This window comes from Sporolactobacillus putidus, from assembly GCF_014647035.1.
Lineage (GTDB): Bacteria > Bacillota > Bacilli > Bacillales > Sporolactobacillaceae > Sporolactobacillus > Sporolactobacillus putidus.
In genome coordinates this window covers 329,726-349,563 of record NZ_BMOK01000002.1, presented here as the reverse complement: position 1 = coordinate 349,563, position 19,838 = coordinate 329,726, and the positions used below count along the sequence as shown (strand labels likewise).

Here is a 19,838-nt window from a genome sequence, read left to right as displayed (position 1 = left end):
AAACAGTGACATAAACGTTGCCTGAAAGGATTGTTATTTGAAGAACGTTCTGATAAAATAACTGTTAATCGTTATTAAAGGAGGTGGGTCTGTTGTCTCTGTTCACGAAGTTTCGCGCGCAGCTGGAGTCATTTCTCTATTTCGTACGCGCGATTTTTGCTGCTTTTTCAATCTCGGGAGAAGTCTGCCCTTTTTTGATAAAACAGCATAGCTTTGTGAAGTGACGCAGCCCACAATCGCAGGATCTGTCGAGCCGGGAAAAATCGCCCGGTTTCCAGTCGAACTGAACAATATGGTTTCTTTGCGAATTTGAATGAACAAGCCATGGGTATGATTGCGCCCATGGCTTTTTTGCATGGATTAATTTACAGATAATGGAAGTGATGGTTAAATGATGATTTGCCAGGCGGATCACATCAAAAAAAATATAGCGGGAAACGAGATCTTACATGATGTCAGCTTTTCAATCAATGATGGAGAGAAAGCGGCGGTTGTCGGGGCAAACGGCAGCGGCAAAACAACACTTTTTAACCTGATTGCACGGCTTGAGCCGCCGGATCAGGGCGCTGTATCGATTAAAAAGGGCGCGACAGTCGGCTACCTCAGGCAGCTGCCGGACGGAGAAGGACGCACCGTAAGGGAAGTTTTGAAAGGGGCTTTTGCGGACTGCCTGACCGTTGAAAAAAAGATGAGGAAAGTTGAAGAAATGTTAGCGGATGCCCCACCAGGGAAACTGGAAAAGCTTCTGACTGATTATGCCGTGCTCCAGGAAAAATTTCAGCAGGCGGGGGGTTATGATATGGATTACCGAATAGAGCAGGTTGCCGAGGGAGTGGGCATTGCGCCGCTCCTTAACCGGAGCTTTTCCTCGCTCAGCGGCGGGGAAAGAACGAAGACCGGCCTGGCCTTGCAGCTTCTGATGGCGCCGGATCTGCTGCTGCTCGATGAACCGACCAACCATCTGGACATCGTTGGGCTTGAATGGCTGGAGCAGTACATCAGGCAATATCAGGGGACGGTCCTGCTCGTATCCCATGACCGGCGCTTTCTAGATCGGACCACGGACAAGATTTTCGATCTTGAGGATGGAGAGATCAGCGTATATTTTGGAAATTACTCGAACTTTGTCAAAGAAAAACAGGAACGCCTGATTCAGGCATTTGCGGCGTATGAGGATCAGCAGAAAAAAATCAGGAAAATGAAAGAGACGATTAAACGTCTGAAAGAATGGGCGAATCAGTCGAGCCCTCCGAATGCGGGCCTGCACCGGCGGGCAAAAAGTATGGAAAAAGCGCTTGACCGGATCGAACGTCTCAAAAAGCCGAAAATGGAAGCTGATAAAATGACGCTTAATTTTCAAAGCGCCCGCCGAACAGGGGACCGTGTGCTCGGCTGCAAGGATCTGACGGTCACATTTTGCGGACATGTCCTGTTCAGCAGGATCAGTTTGGAATTGTTCTACCGTGATCGGATGGCTATAATCGGGCCGAACGGATCTGGTAAAACGACGCTGCTGAAATGTCTGCTTGGCGAAATAAAACCCGATCACGGTGAAGTCAGGGCGGGCACCAATCTGAACATTGGCATCCTGTCGCAGCATGTATTCGAGGAACAGGGTGAAAAAGAGCGAAGGGTCATTGACGTATTTCGGGAACACGCCAGTCTTGCGGAAGGGGAAGCACGTCATGAACTGGCCAAGTTTCTTTTTTTCGGATCGGATGTTTTCAAAAAGGTCGGAACGCTGAGCGGTGGCGAACGCGTCCGTCTCAGACTGGCAGATCTCATGGTTAAGAAGGTCAATGTTCTCATCCTCGATGAACCGACCAACCATCTGGACATCGAATCCCGCGAAGTTCTTGAAGAGGCTGTCCGACGCTTTCAAGGAACAGTTCTTGCGGTCAGTCACGACCGTTATTTCCTGAACAGGTGCTTTCAAAAAATCTTCTGGCTGCAGAATGGAAAACTGCAGCGATACGAAGAAAGGGGCGGGCAAGAAAAAAATCAGATATGAATGAAAATATGCAACAATTTGATTGCCGAAAAATGAATTGTACCGGATAATAAAAAAGGATGGTTTCTTTAAAATGGTCTCAAGGAGGACATTGAATTGCCAAATTATGACATGTTAAACTACATCGGCGGTGAATGGACGGGGAAAGATCTGCCGAAAATCGAGGTCACGAATCCGGCGACGGGTGAAGTGATCGGCTCGGTTCCATCTGCCGGTAAGGAAGAGGCGGAGCAGGCGATTGATGCGGCAAGCGCGGCCTTCACAGGGTGGTCGCACCTTACGGCCGGCGACCGCAGCGACTTGCTGATGAAAGTTTATGATCTAATGATCGAAGGCCAAGAAGAACTGGCCCGTCTGATGACGATGGAGAACGGCAAGCCGCTCAGAGAATCGAGAGGAGAAGCCGTTTATGCCGCATCATTTCTGAAATGGTTTGCGGAAGAGGGCAGACGGGTTTACGGAAGAACCGTTCCCGGTGTGGCTCCGAATCACCGGATTAAAGTGATTAAGCAGCCGGTCGGTGTCGTTGCGGCGATCACCCCGTGGAACTTCCCGGCGGCGATGATCACGCGGAAGATGGCTCCAGCACTGGCTGCAGGATGCACCTTTATCGTCAGGCCGCCGCGCCAGACACCGCTGACGGCCTTGAAAATAGCGGAATACTGCGAGCAGGCGGGCATTCCGAAAGGGGTATTCAATGTCATTTGCGGCGCGCACGGCCCGATCACTGACGCTTTCATGAACCACCAGGAAGTGCGTAAAATCACGTTTACCGGTTCGACCGAAGTTGGTCGCCATTTGCTGAAGGCAGCGGCTGACCAGATTAAAAAAGTCTCGATGGAGCTTGGCGGACACGCACCGCTGATCGTCTGTGACGATGCCGACCTGGATGTCGCCGTCGCTCAGACGGTTGCGAGCAAGTTCCGCAACAGCGGCCAGACCTGTGTATGCGCCAACAGGATTTTTGTTCAGTCAGGGGTCTATGATGCCTTCGTGGAAAAATATGTGCATGCCGTTCAATCGACGCTGAAAGTCGGCAACGGATTGAATGAAGACGTCAATTTTGGCCCGCTCATTGACGGGAAGGCTTATGAAAAAGTGGAGGGACAAGTAAAGGATGCGCTGGAAAAAGGAGCCGAGCTGATGACCGGCGGTACGGGAACAGCGGAACACGGAGCCTATTTCTATCAACCTACTGTTCTGAAAAATGCGACTCAGGATATGGAAATCATGCATACGGAAACGTTCGGCCCTGTCGCTCCGATTCAGAAGTTTGAAACCATCGACGAGGCGATCAGGCTGGCCAATGACACACCATACGGGCTTGCCGCCTACTTCTTTACGAAGGACATCGGACGCGGCACCCGACTCTCCGAAGAACTGGAATACGGAATCGTCGGCTGGAACGACGGCCTGCCGTCCACTGCTCAGGCGCCGTTCGGCGGCGTCAAGCAAAGCGGTCTCGGGCGCGAAGGCGGGTCCGAGGGCATCGAAGAGTATCTGGAATCCAAGTATATTTCTCTGAGAATCTGATGATAGCGGATACGAAAGAATCGCCCCGAACTCGCGAGTGGCCGGACAGCATAAACTCCGGGACAATCACCCCAAGGTGCTGGAATTCTTTTTTGGAAATAAACCGTTCTTTAGTTTATCATTTTAAAGATTCATATCTGGATGGGCCAAAGAGATACTCATATTTCAAAAATAGCGGGTTAAGAAAAAGGGAAACCGTTGATGTGCCGGTTTCCCTTTTTTCACTTAACTTTTAATTTTTCTTTGTCAATGCCTGTTTTTGTTTTTCATTATTGTAATAACGCATCACGTGATCGACGTAGAAGGGATCCCCATAGCGTCCCCAGCCAAGCTCCTTTGCTTTCCATTCAGAAAATTTCATGGCCAGCGTGGGCGTGAATTTACCGCCGTGCTGCCTGACATAGTCCGTAAACCCGATCCCGAAGTTATAGCTTTGCAGCGCGAGGCGGACATTGCCTCCGGATCGTTCCATCGCCCTTTTAAAATAACTCGTTCCTGCTTTGATGCTTGTCTCCGGACTGTTAATCGAGTTTCTGGGAAGACCCTGACTTTCCGATGCCTGCATGATGTCGGGCGATCGCCCTTTTGACTCTTGCATCGCCAAAGCCATCAACAGGTCAGTATACTGCCCGATGCCGTTTGCCTCGGCGTACTTTTGAAAAATCGGCCGATAGTTTTCAATCGCCGGGCTGATAACCCGGTTATCATTTAAGAGAGGGACATGATCGGCCTGGGGACTGTACATACTGGAAATAATGAAAAGCACAAAATAAGAGATGCCGATCACGGAAAGCAGGGAGAAAAGCAGGGTGAAAAATTTTTTCATGCCAACATCCCTCTGTAGCAAAATAACGATACGCACTCATTATAGCATTCATCGGCAAATTCAGTTTTTGGTCCGTACCTGTCTACAATAACTATTCTGCCAATAAGTTCCGGGCCGGTAATTAAAAGGGGCCATCCGTTCTGTTAACCGAAATCGTTTAACAAAGGGGGGAACAAGGGCTATTGTTGGATACTAAGAGATTATCACTCCAAAGTGCGGAACAATCATTCCGAACGCAAAGATTATCGGCGAAGAGCGATATAATCTGCTGAGCGTCGATATATTTTCGTGAAGGGCGATAAAATCTGCTGAGCGTCGATATATTTTCGTGAAGGGCGATAAAATCTGCTGAGCGTCGATATATTTTCGTGAAGGGCGATATAATCTGCTGAGCGTCGATATATTTTCGTGAAGAGCGATAAAATCTGCTGAGCGTCGATATATTTTCGTGAAGAGCGATAAAATCTGCTGAGCGTCGATATATTTTCACGAAGGGCGATAAAATCTGCTGAGCGTCGATATATTTTCGTGAAGGGCGATAAAATCTGCTGGGCGTCGATATATTTTCATGAAGGGCGATAAAATCTGCTGAGCGTCGATATATTTTCGTGAAGGGCGATAAAATCCGGTGAGCGTCGATATATTTTCGTGAAGGGCGATAAAATCTGCTGAACGTCGATATATTTTCGCGAAGAGCGATAAAATCTGCTGAGCGTCGATATATTTTCGTGAAGGGCGATAAAATCTGCTGGGCGTCGATATATTTTCGTGAAGGGCGATAAAATCTGCTGAGCGTCGATATATTTTCGCGAAGGGCGATATAATTCACTGAGCGTCGATATATTTTCGCGAAGGGCGATAAAATCTGCTGAGCGTCGATATATTTTCGCGAAGGGCGATAAAATCTGCTGGGCGTCGATATATTTTCGTGAAGGGCGATAAAATCTGCTGAACGTCGATATATTTTCACGAAGGGCGATAAAATCTGCTGAGCGTCGATATATTTTTGTGAAGGGCGATAAAATCTGCTGAACGTCGATATATTTTCGCGAAGGGCGATAAAATCCGCTGAGCGTCGATATATTTTCGTGAAGGGCGATAAAATCTGCTGGGCGTCGATATATTTTCGCGAAGGGCGATAAAATCTGCTGAGCGTCGATATATTTTCGTGAAGGGCGATAAAATCTGCTGGGCGTCGATATATTTTCGTGAAGGGCGATAAAATCTGCTGAGCGTCGATATATCTTCGTGAAGGGCGATAAAATCTGCTGAGCGTCGATATATTTTCGTGAAGGGCGATAAAATCTGCTGAGCGTCGATATAATTTCGCGAAGGGCGATAAAATCTGCTGGGCCCCATGATGTGGAAGAATTGCCCTAAACTAAGAAATTACCGACCTAGATACAGAAAAATTATTTAAAAAAAAACATTCTACAGATTATCCTATCTGTATGAGCTATAAAATAATAAATCACCCGAAATAGCAGCAAAGCTGCCCGAAAAACTCAGGCAGCTCTGCTCATCTGAACCGGCTTACTTATCCGAATGTCCCTTTGCTCTCTTATCTGCTGCATCCGCCCGCTTTTGCGCTTCTCGATCATCGGTATCTGCCAGTTCAGATGAGTATTTCTCATATACTCCGTCAGTTTCATTTAATGCTTTCTTGAAAAAATGATCATCATGTTTTTTATTCATGTTTGTGCTCCTATCCTCGAATGATTATTTTCTTCCGGCCGCTCGGTCAGTTCTTTAAAATTATCTCGCATATGTAATCTCTCGCATTTTTTTCAGGCTAAATTATACCTGTCCATTTTCTTTTTATATGCCGAATGATTCACTCCCTGCGTAGTTGGATTTCTTCTAAAGGGTATCCTTAATTCATTGGTTTGATACGCTAACATAAATACCGAATTTAGGGGTCGAATGCGTTTACTTAATGACTGGGATTCTTTGTCATTAATAAAATTGACTTGTTTTTATATCTGGTTTTTCATTTTTCAAGCAAAATTTTACTCCCAAACTGCGGTTTCATTTCCTCAAAACTGACAACTTTATTGCCGCCGCTTATTCTAGGGCATTTTATTTTCAGGGCATCATAAAGAGACTGCCGTCTGCGATAAAAGAGTCAGACAGGATTCATCTTTAATTTGCAGCAGGTTTTCTCACGCGCCCAGAGGTTTTGCATACGATGTTAAGCAGACGGTGGTCAATGAGGATAAGAAAGGATGACCTGAATGTGCGGAATTACAGGCTGGATTGACTGGCGAAAAGATTTGAGAAGCGAAGGAAAGATCATTGAAAAAATGGCACGGACGATGGAACATCGCGGTCCGGACGATCTGAATATCTGGTTGTCACCGAAAGTTGCACTCGGGCATGCGCGGCTGGTGGTCGTTGATCCTGAAGGAGGCGGTCAGCCGATGCAGAAAACGGTAGATGGGCGCGAATTTGTCCTCGTTTATAACGGTGAGCTTTACAATACGGAAGAGATACGGGCGGATTTGTTAAAAGAGGGTTACCGGTTCAAAGGACATTCAGACACAGAAGTGCTCCTGACCGCCTATATTGCATGGCGTGAGGACTGTCTTTACCGTTTTAACGGTATCTTTGCATTCGCTATCTGGGATGAGCAGGAAGAGAAACTGTTTGCGGCCCGGGACCGACTCGGTGTCAAGCCATTCTTTTACAGTGAAAAGGACGGCCGGCTGCTGTTCGGATCGGAGCTGAAGTCGCTTCTGGCGCATCCGGATATGAAGGCATCCATTGACCGGGAAGGGCTGTCTGAAGTATTCGGGCTTGGCCCGTCGAAGACGCCGGGACATGGGATATATACGGGAATCCATGATTTGAGACCGGCGCATGCGCTCACCTTTGCAAAAGACGGTCTGAAAGCGTGGCGCTACTGGAACGTGAGAAGCGAGCCGCACACGGATAATTTAGAAGAAACGATCACCCATATCCGTTATCTTTTAAAAGACGCGGTTGAAAGGCAGTTGTATGCCGACGTCCCGGTAACGACCTTCCTTTCCGGCGGACTGGATTCGAGCGGAATTTCCGCCCTTGCTTCCGCGTATTTTAAAAAGGAACAGCGACCGCCGCTGCATACTTATTCGATCGACTACAAGGAAAATGATCAGTATTTTCACACGAGCAAGTTTCAGCCGAACAGCGATGCTCCGTTTATCAAAGAAGTTTCAGAGTATCTTGGAACGGTGCATCATGATCTGGTGATCGACAATGAACACTTGGTCGCCTATTTGAAAAAAGCGATCGTGGTCCGCGATATGCCGGGCTATGCCGATGTGGATTCGTCACTGCTCTGGTTCTGTGAGGGAATAAAAAAAGAGTTTACTGTGGCTTTGTCCGGTGAATGCGCTGATGAAATTTTCGGCGGCTACCCGTGGTTTCACAGCCCGGAAACCTCCGCAAAAGAAGGCTTTCCATGGATGCGCTCGATCGATGAACGCCAGGCTCTGCTGAACGACAAGTGGGGCAGCATGCTGAGCCTGAAAGACTACGCGCTGACCCGTTTCAATGAGACAATCGCCGAAACGCCCCGGCTGGACCATGAGTCTGCGGTCGACGCCAAACGACGGGAACTGTTCTATCTGAACATGAACTGGTTCATGACGGCGCTGCTTGACCGGAAGGACCGGATGAGCATGGGAGCAAGCCTTGAAGTGCGCGTGCCGTTTGCCGACCACAGAATTGTCGAGTATTTGTGGAATGTACCGTGGGAGATGAAGATGCTGGACGGACGCGAAAAGGGCATTCTTAGAGCCGCCCTGAAAGGCTTTCTGCCTGATGACGTCCTGTACCGGAAAAAGAGCCCGTACCCCAAGACGTATCACCCTAAATATACTGAAGCTGTCTCAGCCTGGCTGCAGCAGGTGGTCGATAATCCGAGCGCTCCTCTGCTCGAATTCGCCGACAAAAATAAACTGCAGTCGATTATTGACACAAAAGGCGCATCGTTTAAGGTACCGTGGTTCGGCCAGCTCATGAGCGGACCCCAGCTGATCGCACACCTTGCTCAAATGAACGAATGGCTTGAGACCTATAACGTTAATGTTGTCGACAACTGAACGAGGCTTTCCCTGCAGGTTTTTTACCGAAGGGCAAAAAGCCGGGCGCAAAGCCGCCCGGCCTTTTCATTTTTAAATTGAAACGCACGATTATTGATTGCTGAAAGCACTGTCCAGCTTTGTGAAATCAATCGTGCCAAGACCTGTCGCCTGATTGTAAAGCGTTCCCTGGGTTCCGGTATAGAACAGGTTGTCGTCGCTTGCACCCGTTGTGTTCAATGGATGGAATGGTGAATCGTTTTCTTTAGCAAAACGGTAAATCTGATCGTTCCAAAAACCGATTCGTGCGGATTTTCCGCTGTTCATCAAGGCCGTCAGCCCGGCCAGCTGAGGCGAAACGACACTTGTTCCTCCAAAAGTCAAAAAACCTGAATGGGTTCCGGGTGTGCCCGGATCGGATATAAAGACTTTGTAGCCGGTATACGGATCCGCATTCAGTGCAACATCAGGCAGGTTGCGGCCGCTGCCGGTTCCTGTGACGAGTTCCGGTTCTGCCGGCCTTGCGACTGATCCAAAATCGGAACTTGGCTGCCACACTTTGACGGCGGTGAAATGGTTCACGCCGGAGATGCCGTTCTGATAATCCGGCGTCGGGAAGATCGAACTGAAACCGCCGCCTCCTCCGACAAAATAATAATTCAGCCAGCCGTCCGGATTATTCAGTCCGAGCGAATCAAAATACGGATAAAGATAATCCCATCCCCAGGCGCGCTCGGCCGCAACGTCAATCTGTACATTGGTACGCGTCGTGTAAGACCATGGAAGCGTTGTTCCGCCGGCCGCCGTAATGTAAGGGCTATCGGCCGGATTGTCGATGGCCAGATTATACGTATTCGCATCGCGTGTCGCATCGTAGGATCCGGCGTCGCCGGCGGACGCAAACATGGAAATGCCCTGAGCGGCTGCCTGTTCAAAGAGCTGGTTAAACACGAGCGCATAGGCCGGATCTTCCGTCTGGTTCTGAACGGCCGATTGAATGGCCGTTTCGCTCAGCCCCCAGCTGACAGAAAGCTGAGCGGCCTTATTCTCGTTTATGGCGGTGGCAAATGCGTCGACAAATCCGGCATCCGTATTCGGTCCGACATAGACATTGATGTCGGACTGGGGGGCAAGGGCACCTGATTGCTGGACATCGAGAGTCGTTTCTTCATACCCGGTATAATCGGATCCGCCGTCAATCGGTTTGACACTGATCCGTCCGGGTTTTGTTGCAATGCCCTCATCTTTCCAGAAAGTATAGGCGTCTTCCGGATTGAAGTTTGCCAGGGTGACGATGCCAATTGTCTGGCCCCGCCCCTGATCGCCTTTATCATAGAGAGGCGAAACATTGTACTGTTTCATGAAATCAGAAGGATTGAGATTAAGCGGACCGCTGCCGTTTTTGGGTGTTATTTTTATCGGCTGTCGGACGGCCCGCGGTGTGAAATTTGAATAGTTGCTTAAACCGAGAACAGCCAGAATGTTTTTGGCAATATACTTAGGAACTTTAGGCCCTTTTTTTGTTGCATGAAATGCTTTCCCTTTATACTTTGCTCTCTGAATCGTCACATTGAAAGCCTGATTGAAGGCGCCAACGGTTCCATTTGCCGTGATGACCAGATTATCGGGATAGACTTTCGTATCAATCCGGTATTTTTTCAGATAATCTGTGATGTCCGACACTGTCGCCGGTAAGGCGCCAAAATTCTTGCTGAATTCACCGACACTTAAGTACGCGTGGTACGATTTACTTTTGGGATCAACCGTATGGTCAATGACCTGCTGCAGATTATTCTCATTGCGTGCTTTCAGAATAATGTCAACTGTTATTGGCGTACTATCGGGCAGATTGCCGAAATAGCTTGCGTTGTCAAGAACGGCAGTTCCTGTTCCCTGACTGACAGGAGCGAGCTGCTGATCATTTGTTGTCAATGAAGGCGCGGCCAAAGCGGGCACTGAAGCAAAAACGAGGAACAGTGAGAGAACGATTGATGATAAATGTCTGAGCGTTTTTTTCACTGGTGATAGTCTCCCTTCTGATGTTGAAAAAGAAAAACAGCATAGAAGCGCTAGAATACGAGATTATCACTCTCCTTTAAAAAAAAAGAGAATATATTGTCAACAATGTTCATCATACCCCGACAAAGTATATCCGTGAAGTTGATATAAAAAGAAAATTTCGATAGTATTTGCCGCATGTCGAAAAATCAGTAAAATTATACTAAACAAAATAGGTTCTTAGACTCTGTATAACTTCCTATTTCACAAAAACAGGCATCTTTTGGTAGAAAAAGGGTGAAAAAGTCCCTCGGAACAAAATTTTCCGCGGGAGCCGACCCTACCGTAGAAAAGGATTAGATTGATTCAAGAAGGACTGCCGCTTATCCGGCTCGCTAATTAAGACAAACCCGGCATTTATGATTAAATAAAAGCGTTTACTAAAACAATGTTATAATAAAAAACAGAGACATCACCTCATGAAAGCGAGGCTTCGCAGGTGGCAACCCTATCGGATATTGCAAAAAAAGCAGCTGTATCTAAGATGACCGTTTCAAGAGTCATCAATCATCCGGAAAAAGTATCGGCCGAGTTAAGGAAGCTCGTCCTGACTGCCATGCGAGAACTGAACTACGTCCCGAACTATGCGGCCCGCGCTTTGGTGAAAAACCGCACTCAAGTGATTAAACTTTTAATCCTTGAGGAGATGGACACAACTGAGCCCTACTATATGAATCTGCTGTCGGGGATTGCCATTGAACTTGATAAACACCATTATGCGCTTCAGCTTGTGACCCGGAATTCGCGTGCAATCGGCAATTGCGACGGCCTGATCATCACCGGTATGCGCGCCGGGGACTATGACGAAATTATCGATCAAATGGACCGTCCTTTCATTCTGTTCGGGCAAAATGACAGGGGTTATGACTATGTCGATGTTGACAATGAAGAAGGGACGGAATTGACAACAAAGCATCTGATTCATCTTGGCTTTAAACGTATTTTATTTTTCGGCATCGATTTGAAAGAACCGTTCATGCTTGCCAGAGCAGCAGGCTATAAAAAAACAATGAGCGCCTCTGGACTTGGCCCGGAGCTCTTTTTCATGAAAAATAGTTCACATGTTGCCCAGGAAGAAGCGGCAAAACAGCTGACAGGCCGCTGCCCCAAGACTGCTGTTGTATGCGCTTCCGATAGGATCGCTATTGGTGTTGTCCGTGCCGGCCTGGCACTTGGCCTGCATATTCCGGACGAGGCTGCAATTACAGGGTTTGACGGTGTTTTCCTTGACCGCATTTCCTGCCCAAAGATAACGACCATCCGCCAGCCTATTATAGAAATGGGAAAGGTTTGTGCCAGACGGCTTTTACAAAAGATACATCAGGGAGGGGACAAAATAGGGAACTTAACATTCGAACCTGAACTTATCATACGGGAATCAACAATAAAGAAACCTAATCTCCATTAAATTGGTCCGTCAAAACGGTATTCCGGGAATGACTAAGATTTCACAACCTTTTTCTGTTTCTGCCGGTTTTCAGGCCGAATTCCAAAGTAAAGATGGGTTGAAATGTTGTTACCGATAACATGTGATAAAGTGGTTGCTTCCGAGCGTTTAAAATGCTAATTTCAAATTGTAGGATTTGAAAGCGGTTACAGCGACACAACCCTTTCATGCTATTTAAGAAAACCAATTTAACAGAAAGAGAGTGAGGTTTCAATGAAGAAAAAGTGGTTTGTAGCGATGTTGAGCCTTTTCCTGATTTTCGCACTCAGCGCCTGTTCATCAAGCGGTTCAGGGAGCAGCGGCGGAAAGGTAACTGTCGATGTATTCCAATACAAGGTTGAATTTAAAAACCAGTTTGCACATCTGGTCTCGCAATACAAAAAAGTGCATCCGAATGTCACCATTAATGTTACAACGGTCGGAGGCGGCAGTGATTATGGAGCGGCACTGAAATCCAAATTTGCCTCAGGCAGCGAACCGGCCATTTATAATATTGGCGGTCCGCAGGATTTGCATGACTGGAAGGGAAAACTTGCCGATCTTTCGGACACACAGGCTGCAAAAGATGCTTTGCCGGGAACTTTGGCCGGAGTGACGGAAGGCAAGGTGGTATACGGCCTTCCTTATAACGAGGAAGGTTACGGCCTGTTATATAACAAAGATGTCTTTAAAAAAGCGGGGATCGATCCTGCGTCCATTAAATCTTCCGCAGATCTGGCCAATGTCGCGGCCGAGCTGGATCAGAAAAAAGCTCAATTAGGCATTCAAGCTGTCTTTGCTTTTCCGGTGAAAGAGCAGTGGGTAACCGGTCTGCACTCGTCGAATGTCTTCCTTTCTCCTGAATTTGGCGAAAATGTTTCTAATGCTTATAAATCGAAGACAGTGTCGTTCAAATACGGGCAGCAGTTTAAACAATATATTGATCTGCAGCAGAAGTACTCGGTTCAGCCAACGGCAAGCATGGATTACGCAACCCAGGTTGAACAACTTTTCTCAAATGGCAAGGTGGCTATGATTCAGCAAGGCGACTGGGTTTCAACAACGATTCAGGGCATTGATAAAAATTTTGAAAAGAATAATGTCGGACTCCTTCCGATTCCTATAGACGGATATAAGACCGACAGCATTCCGGTGGGCGTTCCGATGTATTGGGCGGTGAACTCCAATAAGGATGCCAACACGATCAAGGCTGCGAAGGATTTTCTCGACTGGATGAATACATCCTCTCAGGGTAAATCGATTGTGCTGAATGATTTCCAGTTTATCCCGGCCTACAAGGGGTATGACGCGTCTAAGATCCAGGACTCAATTGCCAAAGAAGTATATAGCTACGCCCAGAAAAAGAAAACAATCGGCTGGATATTTATGGGTTATCCGACGGGGTGGGGAATGAATACACTCGGAGCGGACATTCAGCAATATACAAGCGGCAAGATGTCGTGGAACGCCCTTGAGAAAGACGCGGAGAATGCCTGGAAGACAAACCGCGGTCAGTAAATTGCCGGGCGGAGCGGGATCTTTTCGCTCCGCCTTTTTATCACCATAGAAAAGTATAAAATTTAAAAAATTAGAGTGTAAGCGGTCAAACATAAGCGCCGCGTCCTGCGGCATGTTCGGCATTAGGCCGTCCTGGCCCCCGCAACTAAGGCTCAGCCAGTGCCAAGGGCTTGGCTTTATCAAGTTTTTCTTATAAAGTCCTGGTGAGAGGGGACGATTGAGATGAAGAAGAGTAACACCTGGTTTTGGCTTTTCCTTGCGCCGGTGCTGTTCGCACTGTTCGCTGTTGTTCTTTTGCCTCTGATTTATGGTATCTATTACTCCTTTACGGATTGGAACGGCATTACTTCTTCCCAGTTTGTCGGGCTGAAAAATTATATGAACGTGTTTCAAACCGATAGTTTTATGAACGCGCTTTGGTTTACCGTTAAATTCGCCGTGCTGTCCGTCATTTCCACGAATGTGATCGGCCTTGGCCTGGCGCTTATTGTCACACAAAAGTTCAAGGGAAACAATTTTCTCAGGACTGTCTTTTTTATGCCGAATCTGATTGGCGGATTGATTCTGGGTTTTATCTGGCAGTTTATCTACATTAAAGCGTTCGCGGCAGTCGGAAATATGCTTGACGTGGCTTCTTTGAAAACATGGCTGGCAACACCCGGCACTGGGTTCTGGGGTCTTGTGATTCTTATGAGCTGGCAATACTCGGGTTATATAATGGTCATTTATATCGCCTATCTGGAAAATGTCGACCGAGAGCTTATCGAAGCGGCGGAAATTGACGGAGCGAATATATGGCAGCGGTTCATTCACATTACATTACCGATGATTGCTCCGGCGTTCACGGTTAATTTATTTCTGACTTTATCCAATTCGTTCAAGCTCTATGATCAGAACTTGTCTTTAACAGCAGGCGGTCCGTACAACTCGACACAGATGCTTGCCATGGATATTTATAATACAGCATTCAGCTCAAATCAGATGGCGCTGGCTCAGGCGAAAGCGGTCATATTTTTTGCGATCGTTGCAGCCATCTCGCTAACGCAGGTTTATTTCAGCAAGAAACGTGAGGTGGAATTGTGATGAAGACAAAAAGAAGAACGCGCATATTCTGGGCTGTCGTCGGATTTGTTCTTGCAGCAGGTTGGCTTGTTCCGTTTTACCTGATGCTTACTAATTCTTTAAAGACGCAGAAGGATATCTTCACCAATACGTTGAGTCTGCCCCATCCCCCGACAGTAAGCAACTATCCAATGGCGATGCAGGAGCTGGATTTTATCCGGTCACTCTTCAATTCGCTTCTGATTACGGTGGTCAGTGTGGCGATCATCATTGTTTTTTCGGCGCTCGCTGCCTATGCCCTTGTACGGACGAAGCGAAGAATAAGCGGAATTATTTTTCTCACTTTTGCCGCGGCCATGCTGATCCCTTTTCAGTCGGTCATGATTCCGCTTATCGCGGTTTTTGGTAAAGTCCACATGCTGAATCGTATTGGGCTGATGTTTATGTACCTCGGCTTTGGATCCAGTCTGTCCATCTTTCTGTATCATGGTACACTAAAATCCATCCCGGTGGCTTTGGATGAGGCGGCCCGTATCGACGGGTGCAATCGCTGGCAGACTTTTTGGTATGTCATCTTCCCGATTCTGAAACCGATGACCGTCACAGTGGCTATTCTGAACGCAATTTGGATCTGGAACGATTATCTGCTTCCGTCACTTGTTATTAATCAGCCGGGAATACAGACGATTCCGCTGAAGATGTTTTTCTTCTTCGGAGAATATACAAAACAGTGGAATCTTGCTCTCGCGGGCCTGACGATTTCGATCATTCCGATCATCGTTTTCTATTTCTTTGCTCAAAAACAAATCATAAAAGGGATAACCCAAGGATCAGTTAAATAAGGTGACAGAGATGAATAAACGATTATTTAATATTGACGCATGGAAGCTGGCCACAGACAAACTGCACAAAGAAAATATGCGTTTACAGGAGAGTCTGACTTCGATCGGTAACGAATATATGGGTATGCGCGGAAACTTTGAAGAAACCTATTCGGGTGACCATCATCAGGGAACCTATATCGCCGGCGTTTGGTATCCCGACAAGACACGGGTCGGCTGGTGGAAGAACGGCTATCCGGATTATTTCGGCAAAGTTGTGAATGCCATGAATCTCATTGGCCTGCACGTGTCTATCGACGGAGACGAAGTGGATCTTTACCGTGACAAGATTGACGATTTCCATCTTGAATTGGATATGCAAAAAGGAATATTAACGCATGCCTATGTTGTGACGAAAAACAACAAACAAGCGAGGATCAGCATTGAACGTTTCGTCAGTATTGTGAACAAAGAAATATGTGCTGTGCGTTTTCAAATCACTAGTCTGTCCAAAAGTATGAAGGTGACGCTCGTCCCTTTTTTGGACGGCAATGTCAAAAACGAGGATGCAAATTATGAAGACTGCTTCTGGCTTGAGACGGACAGATGCATAACAGAAAGACACTCCTGCCTCGTTGCGCGCACGATCGATAACCCGTTCGGCGTCCCTGTATTTACGGTGGCCGCATCCATGGGTGTATGCGCGGATCGGGCAGCAAGCATCTCAAGCGAGCAAAGGCCTCTGTATGTCGCCCAATCCTATGAATATGAATTGGCGGACAGAAAAACGATCACTCTCGATAAGATCGTAGCCGTGACAACAAGCAGAGACTATGAATTATCCTGTTTGGAGGAAAAGGCATCCGAACTCCTCGATCAGGCGATTGAGAGCGGATACAGTGAGCTGAAGATGGAACATGTCTCGGCATGGGAGAGAAGATGGGCAAAAGCAAATATCACGATTGAGGGTGATGACGAAGCTCAGCAAGGAATCCGCTTCAATCTTTTTCAACTGTTTTCTACTTATTACGGTGAAGACGAGCGGCTCAACATCGGGCCGAAAGGTTTTACGGGAGAAAAATACGGCGGAGCTACGTACTGGGACACGGAAGCCTATGCCGTACCGCTGTATCTGGCTGTTTCCGATCCGCATGTGACCAGACAGCTGCTGCTTTATCGTTACCATCAGCTTAAAGGAGCTTTCTATAATGCCAGACGGCAGGGATTAAAGGGCGCCTTGTATCCGATGGTCACTTTTACCGGCATCGAATGCCACAATGAATGGGAGATCACATTTGAGGAAATTCACCGGAACGCGGCCATCGCCTATGCGATCTATAACTATGTCAATTATACGGGAGACAAAGCCTATCTTAAAGAATACGGCATCGATGTTCTTGTCGGGATCAGCCGTTTTTGGGCCGATCGGGTTCACTTCTCGGAACGAAAGCAAAAATATATGATCCATGGCGTGACCGGGCCCAATGAGTATGAAAATAACGTCAATAACAACTGGTATACGAATAAAATGGCCGCATGGACACTGAACTATACCCTTCAGGCGCTGAACGAAGTTGATGATGGGAAATATGAGTCGCTTGGTCTGTCCCCGGAAGAAGTCAGCCATTGGCGGGATATCATCGATCAAATGTATCTGCCCTTTGATGAGACACTGGGTATTTTTGTACAACACGATACATTCCTGGACAAAGCTATCCGGCCGGTATCCGAAATTCCTGAAGGTGAGCGGCCGCTTAATCAGCACTGGTCATGGGATAAGATTTTACGTTCCTGCTACATCAAACAGGCAGATGTTCTGCAAGGATTCTATTTCCTTAATGATCAGTTTACATTTGAGGAAAAAAAGCGCAATTTCGAGTTTTATGAACCGCTGACTGTGCATGAATCCAGCCTTTCGGCATCTGTGCACTCGGTTTTGGCGTCGGAATTGAAATTAAAAGACAAAGCACTGGAACTTTATAAAAGAACGGCCAGGCTTGATCTTGACAATTACAATAATGACACGGACGATGGACTGCATATTACCTCAATGACAGGAAGCTGGCTGGCTATCGTCCAGGGTTTTGCCGGAATGAGGACTTTTAATGAAACACTTTCCTTTGCACCGTATTTGCCTGACGGATGGAAAGCCTACTCGTTTAAGGTTAACTATCGGGGACGGCTCATTGAACTCTGCGTTGAAAACGAAGAGGTGTCTCTGAATCTATTGTCCGGAGATCCGGTACATTTGAAACTGTTTGACCGTCCGATTGTTCTTGAGCATCATTTTTCCGAAAAGCTCTCAACCAGTTAAAAGCCGAACACTCGCTGGGACAATGACAGGATCCATGCCGTAAAAAGATCTATAATTAAATTAGAAAACTTGGCGAAGCCAAGCCCTGGCGCAGCCTGAGCCTTAGTTGTGACGGCCAGGACGGCCTAATGCCGAACATGCCGCAGGACGCGGCGATTTGTTCGGTCCCTTACACTATAATCCTTAAAATTTTTATACTTTCCTATAGTGTAAAATAAGACTGTTGGGACCTTCGGAAATTACATGGCGAAAGGGTGGTTAATAGGATGTCTGATTGGTGGAAAAAGGCGGTTGTCTATCAGATCTATCCGCGCAGTTTTAAAGATACAGACGGCGATGGTTTCGGGGATCTGAACGGTGTGATTGAGAAACTGGACTATTTGAAATTTCTTGGTGTTGATGCCGTCTGGCTGAGCCCCGTCTATCAATCGCCGCAGAAGGATAACGGCTATGATATCAGCGATTATCGCAGAATCGATCCCCGCTTTGGGTCCAATGAGGATATGTACAGGCTGATCGATGAGGCTCATCAGCAAGGCATACGGATCGTAATGGATCTTGTCGTCAATCATACGTCCAATCAGCACGAATGGTTTCGGGAGAGCCGCAAATCCAGGGACAATCCTTACCGGGATTATTATTTCTGGCGGGATCCGAAACCGGACGGGTCGGAGCCGAATAACTGGGGCTCGCACTTTTCCGGGTCGGCATGGACCTTCGACAAGGAGACCGGGCAGTACTATTTGCATTATTTTGCTAAGGAACAGCCTGATCTCAATTGGGAAAACGAGAAGGTTCGACGGGAAGTATACGATCTCATGAAGTTCTGGATGGACAAAGGCGTTGACGGATGGCGGATGGACGTCATTGGCGGCATTTCCAAGTATACCGATTTTCCGGAATACAAGGAAACAGGCGGGCAAAAATATTTCATTGGCAAATACCACGCGAACGGTCCTCGCCTCCACGAATTTATTCAGGAGATGAACCGTGAAGTGCTGTCAAAATATGATTGCATGACGGTCGGCGAGGCGAACGGTTCGGATATTGAAGCTGCCAGGAAATATACCGACCCCGGACGGCATGAACTGAATATGGTGTTCAGTTTTGACCACATGAATGCCGATCACCGCCCCGGCACCCCGGCGGGAAAATGGGCACTGAAGCCTTTTGATCTGCTTGAATTAAAGAGAGTATTAACGGATTGGCAGAGGGCGCTTTCCGAAAACGGCTGGAACACCCTTTACTTTGAAAATCATGATCAGGGAAGGGTCATCTCCCGCTATGGCAATGATACGACGTATCGGGTGGAATGTGCCAAAGCGTTCGCTACGGTCCTTCACGGACTTAAGGGGACGCCCTATGTGTATCAGGGCGAAGAGATCGGTATGATTAACTGCGATTACGACTTGGCTGATTATCGCGATGTGGAAACACTCAATGCTTATCACGATCTTGTGATGAATAACCGGATTCTGTCAGAAAGAGCATTTCTCGATGTGGTCAGGAAGATCGGACGGGATAATGCGAGGACACCGATGCAGTGGGACGGCGGTCCGAATTCAGGATTTACAGCAGGTACGCCATGGATCAAAGTGAACCCCAGCTATAAAGAAATCAATGTCGCGCAGGCTTTAAAGGATTCCGACTCCATTTTTTACTATTACAAAAAGCTGATCCAGCTGCGCCATACGCACGACGTGTTCACGGATGGCGATTATCAGCTGCTGCTCGCGGATGATCCGAGTCTCTTTGTTTATACCCGCCATTCAGAGCCTGAAGATCTGCTGATCGTCGCCAACCTCAGCGAACGGGAAGAAAAGTTTGACGACCGTTCAAAAGAGTGGCAGCTTTTATTGGCCAGCTATCCGGATACACCATCAGCACCGGTGGACATGAGTCTGCGGCCCTATGAAACAGCAATTTATCATTGTGTGAATAGGTAAAATAACGATGAAGTGTTCCGGCTTTTCCGCCGGTTGGAGGGGCTGACGCCTGAACCGGGGGGAACCGGAGCACTTTTTATGATCAGAAAGTGTAAAGTTTCCCCGGGTTATCGTATGAGTGCAGCTTAAGCTCAGCCTATGCGCAAGAAGCTTGGCTTTGTCTCAGACTGTGCTTGAAAACTTGCCAATCGGCAAGGCGTTCAATAACAGCCGAACTCGCAGAATCAGAGATAGGCTTGTCGCTATGGCAACAAGTGCC

General features: G+C 47.4%; 13 protein-coding genes and 2 pseudogenes. 10 read left to right on the top strand and 5 right to left on the bottom strand.

Annotated features, from left to right (window positions below; genetic code table 11):
• Positions 1-83: 83 nt before the first annotated feature.
• The 3 genes and pseudogenes from IEX81_RS16800 to IEX81_RS03905 all read left to right on the top strand — a co-directional run bounded on the left by IEX81_RS16800 (position 84) and on the right by IEX81_RS03905 (position 3,544).
• Positions 84-224, top strand: a complete 141-nt coding sequence (locus IEX81_RS16800; RefSeq protein ID WP_373292326.1) for an RAxF-45 family protein — start codon at positions 84-86, stop codon at positions 222-224.
• Positions 225-391: 167 nt separating this feature from the next.
• Positions 392-1,966: pseudogene (gene abc-f, locus IEX81_RS03910) on the top strand (ribosomal protection-like ABC-F family protein); the annotation flags it as partial.
• Positions 1,967-2,122: 156 nt separating this feature from the next.
• Positions 2,123-3,544, top strand: coding sequence for an NAD-dependent succinate-semialdehyde dehydrogenase (locus IEX81_RS03905; protein ID WP_188801795.1), 1,422 nt, complete (start codon positions 2,123-2,125; stop codon positions 3,542-3,544).
• Between the two features lie 232 nt (positions 3,545-3,776).
• Here the strand turns inward: IEX81_RS03905 and IEX81_RS03900 are convergent, their stop codons facing one another.
• The 4 genes and pseudogenes from IEX81_RS03900 to IEX81_RS03885 all read right to left on the bottom strand — a co-directional run.
• Entirely contained in the window at positions 3,777-4,370 is a 594-nt protein-coding gene (locus IEX81_RS03900; protein WP_188801747.1) for a lysozyme family protein, read from the bottom strand.
• A gap of 157 nt (positions 4,371-4,527) precedes the next feature.
• The gene (locus IEX81_RS03895; RefSeq protein WP_188801746.1) at positions 4,528-5,340 is read right to left on the bottom strand and encodes a hypothetical protein; all 813 of its coding nucleotides are present in this window, start codon (positions 5,338-5,340) and stop codon (positions 4,528-4,530) included.
• Positions 5,337-5,729 (bottom strand): hypothetical protein, encoded by a 393-nt coding sequence (locus IEX81_RS03890; protein WP_188801745.1) that lies wholly within the window; start codon positions 5,727-5,729, stop codon positions 5,337-5,339. The genes IEX81_RS03895 and IEX81_RS03890 overlap by 4 nt, the downstream gene beginning before the upstream one ends.
• A 174-nt stretch (positions 5,730-5,903) precedes the next feature.
• A pseudogene (locus IEX81_RS03885) lies at positions 5,904-6,020 on the bottom strand (YfhD family protein); the annotation flags it as partial.
• A 584-nt stretch (positions 6,021-6,604) separates the two neighbouring features.
• Between IEX81_RS03885 and asnB the strand changes: the two are divergent.
• Positions 6,605-8,455: an asparagine synthase (glutamine-hydrolyzing) gene (gene asnB, locus IEX81_RS03880; protein WP_188801743.1), complete on the top strand. Its 1,851-nt coding sequence runs from the start codon at positions 6,605-6,607 to the stop codon at positions 8,453-8,455.
• A 90-nt stretch (positions 8,456-8,545) separates the two neighbouring features.
• Here the strand turns inward: asnB and IEX81_RS03875 are convergent, their stop codons facing one another.
• Positions 8,546-10,453, bottom strand: a complete 1,908-nt coding sequence (locus IEX81_RS03875; protein ID WP_188801742.1) for a S53 family peptidase — start codon at positions 10,451-10,453, stop codon at positions 8,546-8,548.
• Positions 10,454-10,931: 478 nt separating this feature from the next.
• Between IEX81_RS03875 and IEX81_RS03870 the strand changes: the two genes are divergently transcribed.
• The 6 genes from IEX81_RS03870 to IEX81_RS03845 all read left to right on the top strand — a co-directional run bounded on the left by IEX81_RS03870 (position 10,932) and on the right by IEX81_RS03845 (position 19,579).
• Positions 10,932-11,900 carry a LacI family DNA-binding transcriptional regulator gene (locus IEX81_RS03870; protein WP_188801741.1) on the top strand — a complete coding sequence of 323 codons (969 nt, stop codon included), beginning with the start codon at positions 10,932-10,934 and terminating at the stop codon, positions 11,898-11,900.
• 252 nt (positions 11,901-12,152) lie between these two features.
• Positions 12,153-13,436: an ABC transporter substrate-binding protein gene (locus IEX81_RS03865; protein WP_188801740.1), complete on the top strand. Its 1,284-nt coding sequence runs from the start codon at positions 12,153-12,155 to the stop codon at positions 13,434-13,436.
• 222 nt (positions 13,437-13,658) lie between these two features.
• The gene (locus IEX81_RS03860) at positions 13,659-14,519 is read left to right on the top strand and encodes a carbohydrate ABC transporter permease (protein ID WP_188801739.1); all 861 of its coding nucleotides are present in this window, start codon (positions 13,659-13,661) and stop codon (positions 14,517-14,519) included.
• Positions 14,519-15,340: a carbohydrate ABC transporter permease gene (locus IEX81_RS03855; protein WP_188801738.1), complete on the top strand. Its 822-nt coding sequence runs from the start codon at positions 14,519-14,521 to the stop codon at positions 15,338-15,340. The genes IEX81_RS03860 and IEX81_RS03855 overlap by 1 nt, the downstream gene beginning before the upstream one ends.
• A 10-nt stretch (positions 15,341-15,350) precedes the next feature.
• Positions 15,351-17,633, top strand: a complete 2,283-nt coding sequence (gene mdxK / locus IEX81_RS03850) for a maltose phosphorylase MdxK (RefSeq protein WP_188801737.1) — start codon at positions 15,351-15,353, stop codon at positions 17,631-17,633.
• 266 nt (positions 17,634-17,899) lie between these two features.
• A complete protein-coding gene (locus IEX81_RS03845; RefSeq protein WP_188801736.1) occupies positions 17,900-19,579 on the top strand; it encodes an alpha-glucosidase in 1,680 nt (559 codons plus the stop codon).
• Positions 19,580-19,838 lie beyond the last annotated feature (259 nt).